This window comes from Winogradskyella vincentii, from assembly GCF_020166345.1.
Classification (GTDB): Bacteria; Bacteroidota; Bacteroidia; order Flavobacteriales; family Flavobacteriaceae; genus Winogradskyella; species Winogradskyella vincentii.
In genome coordinates this window covers 542171-560812 of record NZ_JAIUJS010000001.1, presented here as the reverse complement: position 1 = coordinate 560812, position 18642 = coordinate 542171, and the positions used below count along the sequence as shown (strand labels likewise).

Genomic DNA, 18642 nt, shown 5'->3' with positions numbered 1-18642 from the left:
GTGACGATACCTTAAAAGTAAGTGTCCTAATCATTACATATGGAAACATTTTTAATAATAATCATTAGCATATTAGTAACCTTGGGTATTGTTACAGTATATAGGCAATGGAGAACAAAACGAGTAACCAATGCTCAATCTTTATTGCTCCTAGATAAGGTTAAGCGTGTTTGCAAATTTATTACCGTTGAAGGTGATTTTGCAGAAATTTATCATTACGAAGATGTAAAGGAGAAGTTTTTAAAACTCATTTCTAGTAAGAAAAAAGCACTCGTGGTAATAAATGCAAAAGCGCATGTAGGTTTTGATTTTAGCAAAGTTAAAATGACTACTAATACTAAGACTAAAACAGTTGTGCTTTCACACTTTCCTCAGCCAGAGGTCTTGTCTATAGAAAGTGATATAAATTATTACGATAAGAAGGATGGTATGTTTAATAAGTTTGATGCTTCGGATCTAACAGAATTGCATGCACAGGCCAAAGAACATATTAGAGAAAAAGTACCTGAAAGTGGTCTCTATAATGTTGCGAAAATGGAAGCATTAGAGGCTATTCAACTTATAGAAAATTTAGTACAGACCATTGGTTGGACCTTAGACTATTCGGCTTTAAAAATAGAAGATAAGGACAGTAAACTTCTAAAATGAATATAGAAGATTATAGAGATTATTGTATGGCAAAAAAGGAAGTAACTGAGCATTTTCCTTTTGATGATGATGTGCTCGTTTTTAAAGTCTGTAATAAAATGTTTGCTTTGGCGTCACTGTCAAAATGGGAAAAGGGAGAGGGATTTATTAATCTTAAGTGCGATCCTGAGTATGCACAAGAGTTAAGAGCTGAATTTGAAAGTATTAAACCTGGCTACCATATGCATAAGCAACAGTGGAATAGTGTATTCATTCATACAGGAGAACTATCGCAAAAACTTGTCTTTGAGTTAATTGATCATTCTTACGATATGATTGCACAAAAACTTCCCAAAAAGGTTAGAGATAATTTATTTTAGTCACCTAAATTTTTTAAAAGAAGGTTAGTAGCCAACCAACGCTTCTAAATGTTCATTCATCGAAAAACCAAAAAATCATTGTAGTTCAAAATTAGTTTTGTAACCAGAAATTAAAATTAATTAATCTACAATTATGGAATTACTTATTGGTTACTCAATATTCATTATATCAATCTTAGCATTTTACTTAATCAAAAAAGAATACTTAATAAAACAAGACTTAATCTTGGTTAAGCAAAAGTTAAGACAAGGAATTGGCTTAAGCAATAAACTAAAGGAGGTTAGTTATTTTGAGTTTGAAGATTTGAATGAGAAGAATCAGTTTATTCATCCTAGCACGTTGATGCTTAAAAGTTTGAGACATCTAGATTTTATGTCGCAATTAGAAGAGTACTTGGAAGCATCTGGCGATTCAAGATTTAAATCAAAATTCTTACATGAATTTGAGCAAAACAAAATAGAAACGCAACAGTCTGTATTGAAATCTGCTCAATTACTTAGTAAAAGAGTATCTATTGCGGCTTAAGATGTAATTTTTCCTCAATTACCATTCGTCGACACTTATCTACCATCCAACGACACTTAGATACCTGCAACCGAAATAAATCTCACAGAACATAGAGTTAAGCTAATTTGCTTGCCTAAGTAAAACCGCTTAACATGAAAAATTTGAAGATATTACTCATTGAGGATGATATGATTGAAGTGATGAAGCTCAACAGAGCAATTGGTTCATTACAACTTAATCATAATATTAAGGAGGCTAATAATGGTGAGGAAGCTTTAAAATTGTTAGAACAAAAAGACAATTTACCAGATATCATTTTGTTGGATTTAAATATGCCTAAGATTAATGGAATTGAATTTTTAAAAATCTTAAAAGCAGATGACAGGCTTAAGTATATTCCTACCATAATTTTAACCACTTCCAATAATCAACGCGATTTATTAGAATGCTATAAAGTTGGTATTGCTGGCTATATTTTAAAACCACTGAAATATGAAGACTATGTTTCAAAAATCGAAAAATTATTATCATATTGGAGTATAAATGAATTAATAATCGAGAAATGAAAGGAATTGTATTTACAGAATTTTTAGAATTGGTTGAAGATAAGTTTGGATTAGAAATGGTAGATAAAATTATTTCTAGCTCAGATTTAGAATCTAATGGTGTGTATACTTCAGTCGGTACGTATAGTTTTTCAGAGATGCTACAGCTATTGCAACACCTCAGTAAAAATACAGGTTTGTCCATAGACAATTTACTATTGGTGTACGCAGAGCACTTTTTTAGTGTTCTAGAGGATAGTTACCCAGGATTGCTAGCAACTTATAATGATCCTATAGAAATGATATCTTCTATTGAAAATCATATCCATGTTGAAGTAAGAAAAATATATCCAGATGCAGAATTACCAACATTTGAAGTTTTAGAGAAAACTCAAAACTCTTTGGTAATGATTTATACCTCTAGTAGGGCCATGCATCATTTTGGATTAGGTTTAATGAATAAGACGTTTGAGCATTTTAATTCTACTGCTAATATTGTACTTGAAAAAATAAAAGAAGACGGTACTGAGGTTAAATTTATTATTACTAAAAATTAATGAGTCAAGATCAACTTGACATATACAAACGCGCCTTAGAACGCGAAAAACAAGCTCGCAAAGAAGCTGAAAAAATTCTTGAAGAAAAATCAAGAGAACTTTTCCAAACTTCACAAAAATTAGAAGAGTTATTAATTGAGAAATCTAATCAGCTACAAGGTATTTTTGAGAATATTGTTGATGCCTATGTAATAATGGATGTCAACGGCAATATTCTTAAGTTTAATGATGCTGCAACTCAACTTTTTGGTTACAATTTAGAAAAGGAGAATATAACCGCAATGGACCTGCTTTATAAAGAAGATATCCATTACGCTATGGAGTCTTATAAAGAGTTAATAAATAAAGGCCATTTTAAAGATTATGAAGCTCGTATACTCACAAAAAATAATGAGGTTAGGTGGGTACATATTAATGCTAGCTTAGTTAAAGAGAAAAATAATGTAAGTATAGCGGCTCAAGGTATTGTTAGGGATATTACTGAAACTAAACAGATAAGTGAGACACTTGAAGAGCAAAAAAGTGAATTAGATGCTATTGTTCAGAATTCTTCAATCGGTATTGTCCTTACTCAAAATGGCAAAATTGTAAGAACTAATGATTCTATTCAAAAAACATTAGGATATACAGAAGAAGAACTTTCAAAACTTACGGTTAAAGACATATCATTTCCAGAGGATTTTCCACAATCTCAAGAGCACATTACTAAAATGGATGCTGGCGAGATTGATAATTTTGTACTTCATAAGCGATATAAGAAAAAAAATGATTCAGTTCTCTGGGCTAAAACTACTGTTAGTGCGGTAAGAGATAATAAGGGAAATATAAAATATCAAGTGGCTCTCGTTGAGGATGTGACATTTGAAAGAGAACAGGCACTGGTGTTAGATTTAATAAATGATGTTGCTAAGTCTCTACTAGGTAAGATGGATATCTATGAAATCGCCTGGGAGATTACAAACAATATTGCACAGTATTTAGATTCTAAAGACTGTGTCATTTACATCTTAGATAAGGAGAAGAATACCTTAGAACAAATTTCAGCCTACGGAAACAAAATTAATGCGGATAACGAGATAGAAAATAAAATTACTCTACCAATTGGTGATGGTATCGTAGGTAGTGTAGCAAGATCAGGTGTGGCAGAAATTATTAGTGATACCAGAAAAGACAATAGGTATGTTGTAGATGATGAAATACGATTGTCTGAAATAACAGTACCAATTATAAGTGATGGAGAAGTCATTGGTATTATAGATGCAGAACATCCATTAAAGAATTACTTTACCAAGGAGCACTTAAAAACATTAGTAAACATTGCAAGTTTAGTAGCAATGCAGTTAAAAAGTGCAATTAACCTTAGAGAACGAGAAAAAGTAGAATATAAAAATATGCTTCTATTAGATGCTTTGGGTAAAAGTAATGACGAGTTACAAGAATATGCTCATATCGTATCTCACGATTTAAAATCACCTTTAAGAAGTATTGATGCTCTAGTTAACTGGATAAAAGAAGACAATAAAGACCTATTTGATGAGGTGAGTAAGCAAAACTTTGCGTTAATTGAAACCACGCTCGAGAAAATGGAGCAACTCATATCAGATATTCTAATATACTCAAGTATTGGCAATGAACTAGAAGATTCAAGAGAAGTAGATCTTAATTCTGTTATTGCAGAACTAAAGCAAATTTTATTTGTGCCAGATCATATATCTATAGAGGTATTAAATAAATTACCTGTTATTAAGGGCGATAGAACAAAACTGCAACAGTTATTTCAAAACCTTATAAGTAATGCCATTAAATTTAATAATAAGAATAATGGCCTTATAGAAATTGATGTTAAAGATGAGAAATCGTATTATCAGTTTTCGGTCAAAGACAACGGTATAGGAATTGAGAAAGAGTATCATGATAATATTTTTAAAATATTTCACTCTTTAAAGAAAAGTAAAGAATCTACAGGAATTGGTTTATCAATTGTAAAAAAAGTTGTTGACCTCTATAAAGGTGATATTTGGTTAGAGTCAGAACCAAATGAAGGTACAACATTTCATTTCACTTTAAAAAAATAGTATGCTAATTACATCTAAAAATTGTTCAGAAATTGTTACTGCAATCTCAAATCATGTTGGCCAAAACGCAGTGCTAATATCCGTAGGTGAACACACAGAGATAGATATTAATATTTTATTGTCTGAATTAAATGAAGCTGGACTAAAATTTATTGGAGGGTTATTTCCTAAAGTAATACATGGTAATACTATCCTAGAAAAAGGAATTGTAATTAATACACTAAACAATGCAGAGTCATTGTTTTTAATTAAGAATATAAGCGATAAAAATTACACTATACCAAAGTTTAATTTTAAAAAAGATAAAGACTATAGCCTCTTTACCTATGTAGATGGTTTAACGTCTAATATTTCTCATTACTTAAGTGAGCTATATCAAAATTATGGGATGCAAACCAACTATTTTGGAGGAGGTGCAGGCAGTTTAAGTTTACAACAAAAACCATGTGTGTTTTCCAACGAGGGCATTTATCAAGATGCGGCCGTTGGGTGTATTATGCAAATGGCATCTAAAATTGGAGTAAGACATGGGTGGAAAAAAGTTGGTGGTCCTTTTATTGTTACAAAAGCGGAGGGTAACGTCATTAAAGAGCTCAACTGGAAAAATCCATTTAATGTTTATAAAACGATAGTTGAAAAACATTCTGGTAAGAGATTTACAGATGATAATTTCTTTGATATAGCAAAAGGATATCCCTTCGGTATCCTTAAGGAAGATGCTGAGTGTATTGTTAGAGATCCACTAATGGTAAATGAAAATGTTGAATTAGTCTGTGTAGGAGAGCTAGAAGATAACATGGTTGTTGACATTTTAAATGGAAATGAAGTATCCTTAATCGAAGCGGCAAAGACAGCTACAGAAGAAAGTATTAATCAAGCCTCATCACCACGAAAAGCTATTTTAATTGATTGTATTTCTAGGATTTTATTTTTAGAGGACAATTTTGATAAGGAGCTAAATGCAATTACAAATACGATTAAAACTCGTTTTCCAGATGTTTCTATTGGAGGTGCTTTAACCTTAGGTGAAATATCATCTTATGGAGAAGGTTTTTTAGAATTTTATAATAAGACAGTAGTCGTTGGTTTATTTGAATAATGAAAATTGAAAATCACATACTAGGGATATTACAGCTTTATGAATATGGTATGGCTATTGGTAAGTCATTAGATTATAAAGAAAGTTGTGATTTGTTTTTAAAGCTAATTTTGAAGCGTAAAAATTTAAATGCAGCTTGGATATTAGAGACCGATGATAATAAAATGAGTTCAACTTATTCAATACCATTTGGTGAAAAAGTTGAAGAAGCATATAGCTCTGAGTTTTATAAAATATTAAATGATATTAAAGACTGGACGCTACTAGACAATACAACCATAATTTCTAAAATAGCACCAATTACAATTACAAACGGTTATGTTGCTATATTCAATTTAAAAGAGCAAGGCTATTTATTTTTATATTCAAAAAAACAGAATATAACTACAAAAGACTTATCTCAGTTACAACCTGTTATAAACAAGTTTTCTATTAATCTAAAAGCTTGTAAGGCATTTAGAGAACAACAAAATTTATTACATAATTTAGAAGTACAAAACCAAGAGCTTAGTGATTATGCACATATGGTATCTCACGATTTAAAATCACCTTTAAGAAGTATTGACACATTAACCACTTGGTTAAAGGATGATTACTCTGAAAAGCTTGGTGATAGTGGTGCCAAACAAATTAGCACTATTAGAGACAGTGTTGAAAAAATGGATACCCTAATTAATGGTATTTTAGAATATTCTACTATTGGAAAAAATAAGGTAAGTACTTATAAAGTAAATTTAAATTTACTTTTAAAGGACCTTATTAAGATGATACAGATACCTGATAATATTGAGGTTATTGTTAAAGAATTGCCAGTTATAATAGGTGATAAATACAGATTGCAACAGCTATTTCAAAATTTAATAAGCAACGCTGTTGCCTATAATGATAAGGCTCAAGGTAAGATTATAGTAGGTTGCGAGGATAGAGGAGACACTTATGAATTTTATGTTAAAGATAATGGCAAGGGAATTGATAAGGTATATTTTGATAAAATATTTAGAGCTTTTGAAAAATTGGAAAATAACGCTGAGTCTACTGGTATAGGATTATCTATTGTAAAGAAAATAGTAGATCTATATGGTGGTAGAATTTGGTTAGAATCTCAGGTTAGTGAAGGCACAACCTTTTACTTTACACTAAAAAAATAATATGGAACAGCCCAATTTATCCTATATACAAAGCATGTCAGGTGGCAATGAAGAGTTTGAGCAAAAGCTTATAGGCATTATTAAAAAGGAATTTCCGTTAGAGAAACAAGAATACAGAGGTAATATTTCAGCTGGTAATTATAAACTTGCTGCCTCAAACGTTCATAAACTTAAACATAAAATTAGTATTTTAGGACTCGAAAGAAGTTATGAAGTTGCAGTTAACTATGAGGATAGTTTAATTGAGCACAAAACGGATGGACAAGAGGATTTTGAAGCCATTTTGCAAATCATGACTGATTTTTTAAAGACGCTTTAATCTAATTTTATGAATTGTATTATTATTGATGATGAGGCTACAGCAAGAGCTATCATCGCACAACTTTGCACTAACATTCCCGAATTAAATGTTCTTGAAGAATTTCCAAATGCAATTCAGGCCATAAAGTACCTTAATCAAAACGAGGTAGATCTTATTTTTCTAGACATACACATGCCAGATTTTACTGGTTTTGATTTTATAGAAACCCTTAAGAACCCACCTAAAATAGTATTAACAACATCAGATCCAAACTTTGCAATTCAGGCGTTTGAATACGATTGTATAGTGGATTATTTAGTTAAACCCATTGGTTTAGAACGTTTCAGCAAGGCTATTGACAAAGCAAAGGCGGTTAAATCTCCGACTAAGACCAAAGCAGCATCAGACAAAGTAGAAACCAGTTCTGGAAACGACCTTTATGTAAATATTGATAGGCGTTTAATAAAAATAGATATACCAAGTATTTATCTAGTAGAAGCTAAAGGTGATTATATTCATGTGAAAACGGAAGATAAAAACTATACGGTGCATTCAACCTTAAAGAAAATTGAAGAGAAACTGCCAGATAGTCTATTTTTAAAAGTACATCGCTCCTATATTATTAATGTTGACAAAATCATAGACATTGAGGATAATAGTGTATTGATTAAAAAAGACGTAATTCCTGTTAGTCGTTCTAACAGACCAGAGTTGATGAAGCGTTTAAATTTATTGTAGAATTACCATTTGTCGACACTTTTAGGTCAACCAACGTTACAACAAAACATAGTATCGAAAACCATGATTTAATGAATTAACTTCGTTTAAATTTGAAGTATAATCATTCACTAAGAATAAGATTAATTAGCGGTTTAAGGGCTTTAGAGAAATCTAAAGCCTTTTTTAATATCTGGTATTTCAAAGTTTTCATTTGATGCCAAAAAATCATTCGTTGACACTTATCGGTTATTTATCATTAGTAAAAGTAATTCTAACTAAAATTGACAAATTCACTATTTGATAAACATATATTTGAAGTATTTTAGTCCCTTAAAAACTAGAGGTTTATATCATGGAAAAGGTAACAGATATTCTGTTGCCTTTTTTATTTCTCTTAAATGTTATTCGGTTTTAAACCCGTTCATCGATACTTAATTGTCAGCCACCGCAATAATAAATTGGTCAATCGAAAATTCTTATAAAAAGCTGAGAACCAGCGTAGATTTGTTATCAAATAGAATGAAAATGAAGAACTATTACGCTATGAAAAATATTTTATTCTTAGTAATAATATTAATAATAAGCACTCCGCTTAAGGCACAGGATGTCCCATTTAATTGTGACAATAATGCATATCTCTTTCAATATAATGATGTATTTGCTATTGATTTGGCTTCTGGTAATTCTTACATGGTTAAAGAAAATGTAACAGACGCTTCTATAAATGCCGCTGCTTATAATCCTGCAGATGGATTTTTTTGGGGATCACTTAAAGGATCAAAGGAAATTGTTAGGATAGGAAAGAATTTTACAACTACGGTTTATTATGTCCCAGAATTACCTAATAATAATCGTTATGTAGGTGATGTCAGTGCAGAAGGTATTTATTTCTTAAAAGGTGGTGGCACGACCTATTATAAAATCGATCTAAACCCAGATTCTAGTAATTACGCACAACATCAGGAAACAGCATCACTGTCTCAAGGAATAAGTATTCATGATTGGGCATTCAATGCTGTAGATGGTCAATTGTATACTGTTGAGAAAGGAACTAATATTTTATATAGAATAGATCCTTCAAATGGACAGGTGTCATCCCTAGGTGTGGTACCTATATTAGAAGGTAATAATTATACATATGGTGCTGTATACTTTGATGCAGATGGTCGTTTTTATGTATCTGCAAATCAAACAGGTACTATCTATGTCATACAAAGTGTGCAGAATGTAAATGGTGTTGAGGATATGGATTCTAACCTTTTTGCATTTGGGCCATCTAGTTCTAGTAATGATGGTGCTCGTTGCCCAACTGCTCCAGTAGCCCAAGAAATATGTGATAATGGAATTGATGATGATGGTGATGGGTTAATAGATTGCCAAGATCCTTCATGTTCTGGCTATGGCATGTGCGATGTAGTGCAACCACCGACGTCTAAAAGTAATGATGGCGGATTAGAAAGTAACAACAGGCTGTCAGAGCAGATCAATAAGCGAAACTTCAATAGAGCAAAAACTGGTTATAGTTTTGACGTTGCAACGGCTCCTCGTGTTACCAGAGGACTACAATATGCAAAGCGTAATGGTGATTTTACATTAGAGGATTTTATTCCACTTAATATAATAGGCGAAACTGAAACCATTAATGCCACGCCTTCAGATTTATTGAGTATTACCAATGCAACTGAAATATTTGCTGTGGATTACATGGAAAACGACACACCATTTGCCTCAATTTTGGCATTAAAAACAGAAGATGGTGTGTATGAGCATACCAAGTATATCTGTGATAGATTGTTAGGCGCAGAATTAATTTCGGTTTCTACCATAGACATAAATGAGCAACAGTTTATAAAGTCGATCATAAAAAATGTAGATGGTACCTATGAATTTGTACTTAGTCTTTCAGCAAAGGTTGTAAATAATGACGCCAATTTTGTTATTGAAAGCCACTGGAATCTCGATCAATATGAGGATAATGTAACCTACTATAATTTTCAGATTTGGACCAATACTTTGGATAATTTATATCTGTTAGGTGAAGAAGTACTTAACCTATTAGCTATTGAAAAGCCAATATCTGATTATAATAATTCTACACCTCCAACTGTATTTGTTAGAAAAGGAAAGTACAACAATGGCAACTTAGAATTGCAAATTGTAAATACAAATGCAACCGAAGCGGTAAGCTTAGATGCAGGATTTAGAACAACAGAAACAAACGAATTTGAAAATTTAAATAGTACCCTAACCTTAAGTGAGCAATACATCACCAATCACACCATAGAAACAGGCGGTTTATTTGATATTGGTTTTAGAATTGGTGATGGTGTTGCTACACCAGATGATCTTTTTATGTCTGATGGCCCTTGGGGAATAGACGACTCACAAGAAGGAACTAATGTTAGTCAGTATACTATTACTCAAAACTCAATTGACTTTGAAGAAGATGAATTTCCTATTGAGAGAAACTTAGATTTACGCGCAACTACCAGTAGTTATGTTGCTGCTTACAGAGCCTTGACTCCTAGATTTAACGCTGTGGATCTTAGAGATTATAATACTTTAAAATTAAGTGCAAAAGGTACCGGAAATCTAGAAATTACATTTGTAAAACAAAGTATAACTAATTGGGAAGATCAGTTTAAAACTACAATTGCATTATCAGGTCAATTGCAAGAATATATATTGCCATTATCAGAATTTGAGTCTATATCTACAACTAACCCAGAATTAGACGATGTTGTAACTATAGTTTTTACAATGATTTCGGAGGATGGTGCTGCAGTAAACAAGTATGTGAGTTTAAATAATCTAAGACTCTCTCAAGATACAGCATTGTCAATTGAGGAGGAAGAAATAGAGGCTAAAACACTAAGAGTATTTCCTAATCCAATGACATCTATGGCACAAATACAGTTTAGAGCTTCCAATAATGTAACCTTTCAGTTTGTTGTTTACAACCAATTAGGAGAGCAAGTACATCTTTCAAAATTAAATGCTACTGCTGGGAATAATACAATTACGATAGAAAGAAATAATTTAAGTTCAGGAATATACTTCTGTAAACTCATTAGTAATTCTAGTGAATACAATACCTTAAAACTAATTGTTAATTAAACGTTTGGTTGATTTGTTTAATTTAGGAGAGGCAAAGGCGAAAGCTTTTGCCTTTTATTTTTAAATATGCGAATGTTGTATTTTTCAAAACTCAATTATAAGGATGAAGCCCACATAACCCATGGTGTTGCAAGAAGGAATATTATTGTATTTAAGACTGTTATAACAGCACCTTGTTTATAAATTTCTTTGGATGGTAAAAACCCACTTCCAACGAAAAGAACATTAGAACTAGAAGCCTGTGGAGTAATTGCCGCAAATAAATTAGTAGCAAACGAGAGCATAAAAGCCATTAATGGAGCTGGTACTTCTGCATTGACCGCCACCTGTAAAAAAACAGCATATAAAGCCAACAAATGTGCTGTTTGACTCACAAAAAGATAATGTATTACAATATATAAAACTATAAGTAGTACATAGACAGTAATCCAGTGGTAATCTGAGATATAGGTCGCTAATTGAGCACCTAGAATCTTCATAAACCCCATGTCATTCAGGGCTGTACTCATCATGTATAAAATAGCAAACCAAATATAGGTTTCTAGGGCATCTCCGCCACCTTGACGGATGTCTTCTATGGTGTATACTTGAGCCAATATGAGGATTGATAGTCCCAGAAAGGCAACAATGGCCAGATTTATATTCAATACTGGTGAAAAAGCCCAAAGGATTATCATACCAAAAAATGTGCTACCCATAATCCATTCTTGAGTACTCATAGGTCCCATTTCCAATAACCCCTTTCTTGCTATTTCTGGTGCTTCAGGAGTGTATTTGTTTTCGGGAGGAAACAGTTTGTATAGCACATAAGGAATAGCTACAAGCGCTATAATACATGGCACCGAAGCCACGAAGACCCAATTACCAAAATTCATATTTACACCAAACTGAGAAGCAATTCCGGCTCCTACGGGATTAGCTGCCATTCCGGTTAGCCAAAGAGCCGAACTTATAGTCTGGCCTGCTATGTAAGTCATCATCAGATAAGTTCCTGTTCGATTTCTTCCTTGGGGTGTTGGCAGTGATCCTGTATCTAGCGACAAAGAGTGGGTTATGGGATACATAATTCCAGAGCGAGCTGTGTTACTTGGGATAGACGGCCCAAGAATGGTATCTGTTATAACCAGGCAATACCCCAAATTCAAAGTAGACTGCCCAAACCGTCTAATAAGCAGGAATGCAATTCGTCTTCCTAATCCAGATTTAATTACCCCTTTCGCCACCAAAAAAGCGGCCAATATCAGAAGGATAAAACTTTGAGAAAAACCTGAAAATGCTTTTTCGGGTGATAGGACTCTCAACAAGACAACAGCTACTAAGGCAATAATAGATGCCGTAAAAATAGAAAGAGCTTCAAGCAGCACGCCTAAGATGGCAGTGATAAAGATGGCAAATAAATGCCAAGCATCAGGAGTAATATCCCAAGGTATGGGTAGATTCCAGATTATGATACCAATGGCCAGGGTAATTATTCTTTTTACCCAAAGTACTTTCAGATAGTTATCTGATTGTTCTTCCACTTACGATCAGTTTATATGGTTTGGTCAAATTATTGACAAATTCTTTGTGTGTGCATTAGGTAGCCAGGTATTGTGAACTTTGCCAGTTCAATTAGCTCTTGTTTTAAGGAGGCTGAAACTAAGTTAGTAAATAATCAGAAACCTATTGTTCATATACTAGGAAATTCCCAACTTAAAATCAGATGTGATGAAATATATACAATGTTATGCCTAGTTTTTTTGATAAACAGAGAGCAGAATATTATGGAATATCAGGAGGCATTAAAAAGCAGATAGCCTTAGGTATTACCCTTATAGTAGCTGGAACGAGACCAACAAACTCACCATCAGCTTCAATGCCACAGGAGTCGTTGCTTTCAACCAACACTTTATCAGTATCATAGTAGCTAACCTGTGGAAGATTGATTTTTTCTCCCTTTTTCAATTTTCTGATATTTTTTAAGTAATCCCAAATGCTCAAATCCCCGAAGATGGCAACTTTGAATTTTCCGTCTGAGAGTTTGGCATCAGGGGTGATACATAAGGCATTGCCAAAATAACGTCCGTTTGCCACTGCCATTTGAAGTAATTTACCTTTCCATTGCCATGTATCGCTTGTGCTGCTTATTTCTTTTTTATTATAACTAAGAAACCCTTTTAGGATGTTCTTGAAATAATTAAATCCCGGACCTAAAAAACTTGATGATTGTTCTATTTTTTGAGCCACTTCTGCACCAATACCAATACCAGCTATATTGATGAAATATCGAGTTTCTTGAGTCTGTTGTATTATGATTTTCCCAAGATCTATTTTTTTAGAGGTATTAGATTGTATGAGTTCAAACAGTTCTTGAATAGAATTGGTGATATTTGCTGTTCTAGAAAAATCATTGGCTGAACCTTGTGGGAGCAGTCCTATTGTTGGGTATTCATTCGCCGGAATGTTACTTTGAAACAAACCATTGACAACCTCATGCAAGGTACCATCACCTCCAACGGCAATCAAATAATCACAACCGTTTTCTGTAGCTTGCTTGGCTATTTCGACAGCATGTTTTTTTCTTATTGTTGTAATGAACTGTACACTGCCTATTTTTGTTTGTTGAAAATATTTGTTAAGCTTAGGAAGCTCTTTTGCCAAACGATTGTCTTTATTATTGACTACAAACACGATTTTCATGGGATTAAGATAGTTTTTTCCTTGAGTTTAGACAATTATATCAAGTATGTTGCCAACCCTGAATTAGGTATGCTCAAAGCAGTTTGTACAATAATTAATTAAACAATGTGCTATCAAAGGCTTGTTCTGTTTTGTGCATTCTGTTCTCAGATTATAAGAATAGAAGTGGTATATCAAATATTGTTAAGCAAATTTGCACGTTGATTTTTTACCGATAATATACAGATAGTCTCCAAAATCATTTTCATAAGATTTTATGATTTCATCAACTTTGCCAGTGTCAATATCCTTTTTTAGTTGGGATAATCCTTTTGCGACTTCCGACCTATTTGATAGGGATGAAAAAGAAGATATACCGTTTCTAATTTGTTCGTCAAAGTAAAGTTCTGGGTTGGTTTTACCACAATACAAAAATTGATCTTCCAAGTTAGGTTGAATAAAATATTTATGTGTCTCTAAAAACTCAAATCTTGCATCGTTCATAGCTGTTTTTACATTCTCTAGAGTTGGCATTTGAACCATTGAATCTAATAGCATTTTTGGGAAGTAATGGTTTAGCCAATACCCTTTCATTTGTTTGGGTATAGATGTAAAAATTACAATTCTTCCTTCTGGTTTTAAAACTTTATATAGTTCTGAAAACCCTGTTTTTAAATCAGTCCAATGGTGTATGGTTAAGGAAGCAATTATCCCATCAACATAACTATCAGGAAGTCCAATATTTTCTGCAGAACCTATTTGCCATAAAACTTGACTGTTCCTTAGTTTAGCTTTTTCTAGCATTACTTCAGAAGGGTCAATACCTATAAAATCGAATCCCTTTTTTTGAAGCTCGTTAGTGTAGTTTCCCGTACCGCAGCCAATATCTAAATACTTGCCAGTTTTGGTTGGTTGCAGATGATAAATTAATTGTTTAGTGAGGTATGTATCTGCTTTTCGGGTTAGATTATAGTCACTGCCAATTTTATCATATTTTGCTGTCATACTACATTATATTAGTTTGAAAATACAATAGTATTAGTAAATGATATTACATACAAAAGTAGTTAGTTTTTGTCCTTATATGAATTATTGGGCAATAACACTTTTAAGTGCAGTCGACTTATTTCTTAAATCGTGGTTTTCTGGAAAGAATCCACTTAAAGCGTAAGCCAATTTCTGTAAAGGTAAATCCTGCAGCAGTTGCAGAGGCAATGTTACTATGTGTACCATATGCGTTTAGCATGGTTTGTTCTGAGAACTTATATCCAAGCGCACCTTGAAAACGGTAAGCGGTTTGTTTTGGATCGTCCTCAATGTATTGGTAACCAAACGCACCTGTAACATTATAAAACCATTGTTTTGGCTTGGCTATATTTTCGTCTTTAATTAGGTTTATAAATATCTCATAGGCATTAAACTTCTCTGGGCTAAAATAAATATCAGGTACTTGATCCTTAAATGTAATGTATTGGTAGTTAAAACCAACTTTTAGACTAGGTTTTGCCAAGAGGTTATAATATAAAGAAGTGAATAAAAGGTTTCTTGTATTACCATCGTTTTGAGAAGTGTAGATATACTGCGTATACCAACCCAAATTAAAATTGGTACTTAGATTATAATTTGCGTAATAGTTGTTTTGTACCAATTCTCGGTCTAAAAGATCTGCATTAAAGCTTTCTATTTGGCGTTTGTAGCCAATATCCAAGGTTTGAAGTTTAAAGGTCTTTATATTGAGTGCTACATCTGTTAGAAATTGGGTAAAATCTGTGGTTTCTGCTTTTGCAGTACTTAGACCTGCACTACCTTTTAGTGTAAGGTTAGGTATTAGCTGATAGGATAACCCAAATGACAAATCATTAGAGGTTGCCATATTCTTGGTTACTGTATTATTGGTGTTTCTGTAATTATAACTACCCAATATGTTAAGTTTAGTAGATAAGGGATATATCACGGTAGTATTAAAGGCAAAGGCCTTGTTATCACCATTATCAAATGTGTGTGAAGCTTTGCTTTCTAAACTCGGTGATAAATTGAGGTTTATTTTATTTATAAAATTAACCGCATCCTTTTGGTTGTTATAAAATTTTAGAGTGTTATTGGCTGAAGAAAGCGCATCATCAGTGCGTCCTAGGGCCTTAAGCACATTTGCCTTACCCAAGTTGCCATCAAATGACGTACTATCATTGGCCAATATTTGGTTGTAATCTGCCAAACTCTGCTTAAAATTGCTTCTATATACATTTAACGTAGCACGCAATGCTAAAACCCAGTTTTGGTTGGGATGTTTTGCAATAAGTGTGCTTATTAGATCCTCTGCTTGCTTGTATTTTTTATTCCAAATTAGTGCTTGTACATAGCGTTCGGAGGTTTTTTGGTTTACCTGTGTACCAGCGTTCACATTTAAACTTTGAAAGGCTTCCGTACTTAAATTTAAGGCTTCCTTTTCGTTGCTTTTTAAATGTGCTACCAATGCCAAACCATTTAAAGCTTGGATTGTATTTACTGGTTGCTTTGCTAAACGCTCATAAGTAGTTTTAGCATCATTGTATTTTTCCCATATAAGATAGAGATTGGCGAGGTTGAGCAGTGTGTCTTTATCGTCATTGAATAAACCTAGGTTTTTAATTAATAGCGCTTCTGCCTTATCATAGTTTTGTGCTTGCTGGTTTTGGTAGGCATACCCTAAATAGATATACTTTTTTGAAGTTAAGGCATTTGCATTTCCTGGAGACACCTCCAAGGCTTTATTCACTTGTATTAAAGCATCGTCATATGACTTTAAATTAGACAATGTATTGGCATAGCCTAAAAGCGCTGCAAAATTATGTGGCTGTTCAGTCACCAATTTACTATAGTAAGTCTGTGCTTGTTTAAAATTGTTGTTCCATAATAAGGATTCGCCATAATTAAGCTTTACCTCAAAGTCATTAGGATAGTCCTTAAGCAATTCACTAAATAAAATATTGGCTTCTGTAGCTTTACCATTTAATCCTATTGCACGTCCATAACATAAGCGTGCAGTTTTATTGTTAGGATACTCCTTGAGGATATTATTAAAGAAGGTTTCAGCTTTTTCATATTTCCCAGTTTCTAAATAGGTAAATCCTTCTTGCATGTTTTGTGCAGAAGCATTTAATACCAAGATTAAAAAACAAACTTTAATAATTGATTTTATAGTTCTCATGACTGTTTCATTTAACTATTTGCAAGTTACGGACATGTACTGCTTCATTCACCTACAGCAAACTGCCATCCATCGAAATATAATGCTCATACATGGAATTACGCTTGATATTTGCGTCAGTATTGAACAAAAATCTATTTAAAAATTATAAAATTATGGCACTTACAATTAATGAAAATAACGGCATTTTTACAGTAGAAGGAATTGTTAATTCTACTACTGCAAATCAGTTAAAAAACCATTGCGAGACTATATTAAATACTACTGGTGAGGTAATTCTTGATCTACAGCATATTGCATTTATAGATATTAACGGATTACTAACGCTTCGCAGTTTATATGCACATGCTAACGCATCTAATACTACATTTTATGTTATTGGAGATGGTGAAGAAACGAACGATGCAAAAAACAACATAAAAGCAGCAGCATAATCTCTGCAAAAACAAGAAAGACATGCAAATATTAGCAACTTTAAAATCTAAAAAAATATCACCGGAACAACTATTTATGCTTAGTGTATTGGCAGTTAATGGCGGTAATTATTTATACAACCTTATTTTAGGACGTGTACTTGGTCCAACTGCGTTTGCTGATGCGGCTGTACTGATTACATTTCTTTTGGTGTTGTCTTTTATAGCAATGACATTTCAGTTGGTAACGGCAAAATTCTCTGTTTTATTTGAAGGTAATGTCTTTACAAGTTTTGTTACTAGAGTCTATAAGCAATCATTTGTAGTCGGAGTACTTCTAGGATTAGGAATAATTGCATTTGCAGAACAACTTCAAGTACTATTTAATACCTCTTCAAAATCTATGTTTGTGATTTTTGGGTGTGGTGTACCACTTTACTTTTTAATGAGTGTTAATAGAGGTACGTTTCAGGGTAAGAAGTTGTTTAAGTCCTTATCTATTACCTATCAAGGTGAAATGTTAAGTAGGCTTTTAATAACACTTGGCCTAATATTAGTGTTTGATTTAAAGTCTTCTGCGGTTATTGCCATAGGAATATTATTGTCCTTCGTTTTTGGTTTATTTCCTTTTAAGAGTAGTGACATTAATCTAAAATCTGCGGTTGGTTTAGATAAGAAGTATAGCAAGCAGATAAAACGATTCTTTTTATTAACGGCCTTTTATGAGTTGACACAGATTATAATTAATAATAGTGATATACTATTGGTAAAGCATTATTTTGAATCTTACGAGGCTGGTTTATACGCATCTCTTGCGTTGATCGGTCGCATAGTTTATTTTATTGCCTGGATGTTTGTAATGTTACTTTTACCTGCCGTTGTACAATTAAAAAAAGAAGGTAGGGAAACAGCAACAGTGCTTTTTAAATATGTTGGTTACATTGCGGTAATATCTACAATTATTGTAGTGACCTGTTTGAGTTTTCCGGAGCTTATAATACAAATACTCTTTGGAAATGAATATTTAGCCATGGCACCATTATTATGGAAATATGCTATTGCTACATCCATGTTTGCAATCTCTAACATTTTTGCATATTACTACCTATCCCTAGACAAATACGTTCCAGTAATTATATCTGGAATATTTGGGATGCTTCAAATGGCTTTAGTCATTATTTTTCATGAGTCTTTAGAACAAGTTGTTCATATGCAGATTATCGCCATGATCTTATTACTAGTGATTCAGCTAGGCTTTTTTAAGCACGAAAACAGAATTCGAAAAAAGGTTAATCTAAAGTAAAAAA

General features: G+C 32.9%; 17 protein-coding genes. 13 read left to right on the top strand and 4 right to left on the bottom strand.

Annotated features, from left to right (window positions below; all coding sequences use genetic code 11):
• Window positions 1–39 precede the first annotated feature (39 nt).
• The 11 genes from LBV24_RS02535 (at window position 40) to LBV24_RS02485 (ending at window position 11077) form a co-directional block, all read left to right on the top strand.
• Window positions 40–648 carry a DUF4230 domain-containing protein gene (locus LBV24_RS02535; protein ID WP_224477016.1) on the top strand — a complete coding sequence of 203 codons (609 nt, stop codon included), beginning with the start codon at window positions 40–42 and terminating at the stop codon, window positions 646–648.
• Window positions 645–1007: an MmcQ/YjbR family DNA-binding protein gene (locus LBV24_RS02530; RefSeq protein WP_224477015.1), complete on the top strand. Its 363-nt coding sequence runs from the start codon at window positions 645–647 to the stop codon at window positions 1005–1007. Before LBV24_RS02535 ends, LBV24_RS02530 begins: the two co-directional genes overlap by 4 nt.
• Window positions 1008–1140: 133 nt before the next feature.
• Complete coding sequence (locus tag LBV24_RS02525) at window positions 1141–1533, top strand: hypothetical protein (protein ID WP_224477014.1); 393 nt, start codon at window positions 1141–1143, stop codon at window positions 1531–1533.
• A 134-nt stretch (window positions 1534–1667) separates the two neighbouring features.
• Window positions 1668–2081, top strand: a complete 414-nt coding sequence (locus LBV24_RS02520; protein WP_224477013.1) for a response regulator — start codon at window positions 1668–1670, stop codon at window positions 2079–2081.
• Window positions 2078–2617, top strand: coding sequence for a heme NO-binding domain-containing protein (locus LBV24_RS02515; RefSeq protein ID WP_224477012.1), 540 nt, complete (start codon window positions 2078–2080; stop codon window positions 2615–2617). The genes LBV24_RS02520 and LBV24_RS02515 overlap by 4 nt, the downstream gene beginning before the upstream one ends.
• Window positions 2617–4692 (top strand): PAS domain-containing sensor histidine kinase, encoded by a 2076-nt coding sequence (locus LBV24_RS02510; RefSeq protein ID WP_224477011.1) that lies wholly within the window; start codon window positions 2617–2619, stop codon window positions 4690–4692. Before LBV24_RS02515 ends, LBV24_RS02510 begins: the two co-directional genes overlap by 1 nt.
• A gap of 1 nt (window position 4693) precedes the next feature.
• A complete protein-coding gene (locus LBV24_RS02505) occupies window positions 4694–5791 on the top strand; it encodes an FIST signal transduction protein (protein ID WP_224477010.1) in 1098 nt (365 codons plus the stop codon).
• The gene (locus LBV24_RS02500; RefSeq protein WP_224477009.1) at window positions 5791–6939 is read left to right on the top strand and encodes a sensor histidine kinase; all 1149 of its coding nucleotides are present in this window, start codon (window positions 5791–5793) and stop codon (window positions 6937–6939) included. Before LBV24_RS02505 ends, LBV24_RS02500 begins: the two co-directional genes overlap by 1 nt.
• Before the next feature lies 1 nt (window position 6940).
• Window positions 6941–7258 (top strand): Hpt domain-containing protein, encoded by a 318-nt coding sequence (locus LBV24_RS02495; RefSeq protein WP_224477008.1) that lies wholly within the window; start codon window positions 6941–6943, stop codon window positions 7256–7258.
• A 9-nt stretch (window positions 7259–7267) separates the two neighbouring features.
• Entirely contained in the window at window positions 7268–7978 is a 711-nt protein-coding gene (locus LBV24_RS02490; protein WP_224477007.1) for a LytR/AlgR family response regulator transcription factor, read from the top strand.
• Window positions 7979–8485: 507 nt separating this feature from the next.
• Window positions 8486–11077: a DUF6923 family protein gene (locus tag LBV24_RS02485; RefSeq protein ID WP_224477006.1), complete on the top strand. Its 2592-nt coding sequence runs from the start codon at window positions 8486–8488 to the stop codon at window positions 11075–11077.
• Window positions 11078–11172: 95 nt separating this feature from the next.
• On the opposite strand, the gene LBV24_RS02480 is transcribed toward LBV24_RS02485, so the two are convergent.
• The 4 genes from LBV24_RS02480 to LBV24_RS02465 all read right to left on the bottom strand — a co-directional run bounded on the left by LBV24_RS02480 (window position 11173) and on the right by LBV24_RS02465 (window position 16922).
• Window positions 11173–12597 (bottom strand): DASS family sodium-coupled anion symporter, encoded by a 1425-nt coding sequence (locus LBV24_RS02480; RefSeq protein WP_224477005.1) that lies wholly within the window; start codon window positions 12595–12597, stop codon window positions 11173–11175.
• 241 nt (window positions 12598–12838) lie between these two features.
• Entirely contained in the window at window positions 12839–13756 is a 918-nt protein-coding gene (locus LBV24_RS02475) for a diacylglycerol/lipid kinase family protein (protein WP_224477004.1), read from the bottom strand.
• Between the two features lie 183 nt (window positions 13757–13939).
• Window positions 13940–14740: a class I SAM-dependent methyltransferase gene (locus LBV24_RS02470; protein ID WP_224477003.1), complete on the bottom strand. Its 801-nt coding sequence runs from the start codon at window positions 14738–14740 to the stop codon at window positions 13940–13942.
• A gap of 118 nt (window positions 14741–14858) precedes the next feature.
• Window positions 14859–16922, bottom strand: a complete 2064-nt coding sequence (locus tag LBV24_RS02465) for a tetratricopeptide repeat protein (RefSeq protein WP_224477002.1) — start codon at window positions 16920–16922, stop codon at window positions 14859–14861.
• Between the two features lie 155 nt (window positions 16923–17077).
• Between LBV24_RS02465 and LBV24_RS02460 the strand changes: the two genes are divergently transcribed.
• Window positions 17078–17356: an STAS domain-containing protein gene (locus LBV24_RS02460; RefSeq protein ID WP_224477001.1), complete on the top strand. Its 279-nt coding sequence runs from the start codon at window positions 17078–17080 to the stop codon at window positions 17354–17356.
• Between the two features lie 22 nt (window positions 17357–17378).
• Entirely contained in the window at window positions 17379–18638 is a 1260-nt protein-coding gene (locus tag LBV24_RS02455) for an oligosaccharide flippase family protein (RefSeq protein ID WP_224477000.1), read from the top strand.
• The last annotated feature ends 4 nt before the right edge of the window (window positions 18639–18642 follow it).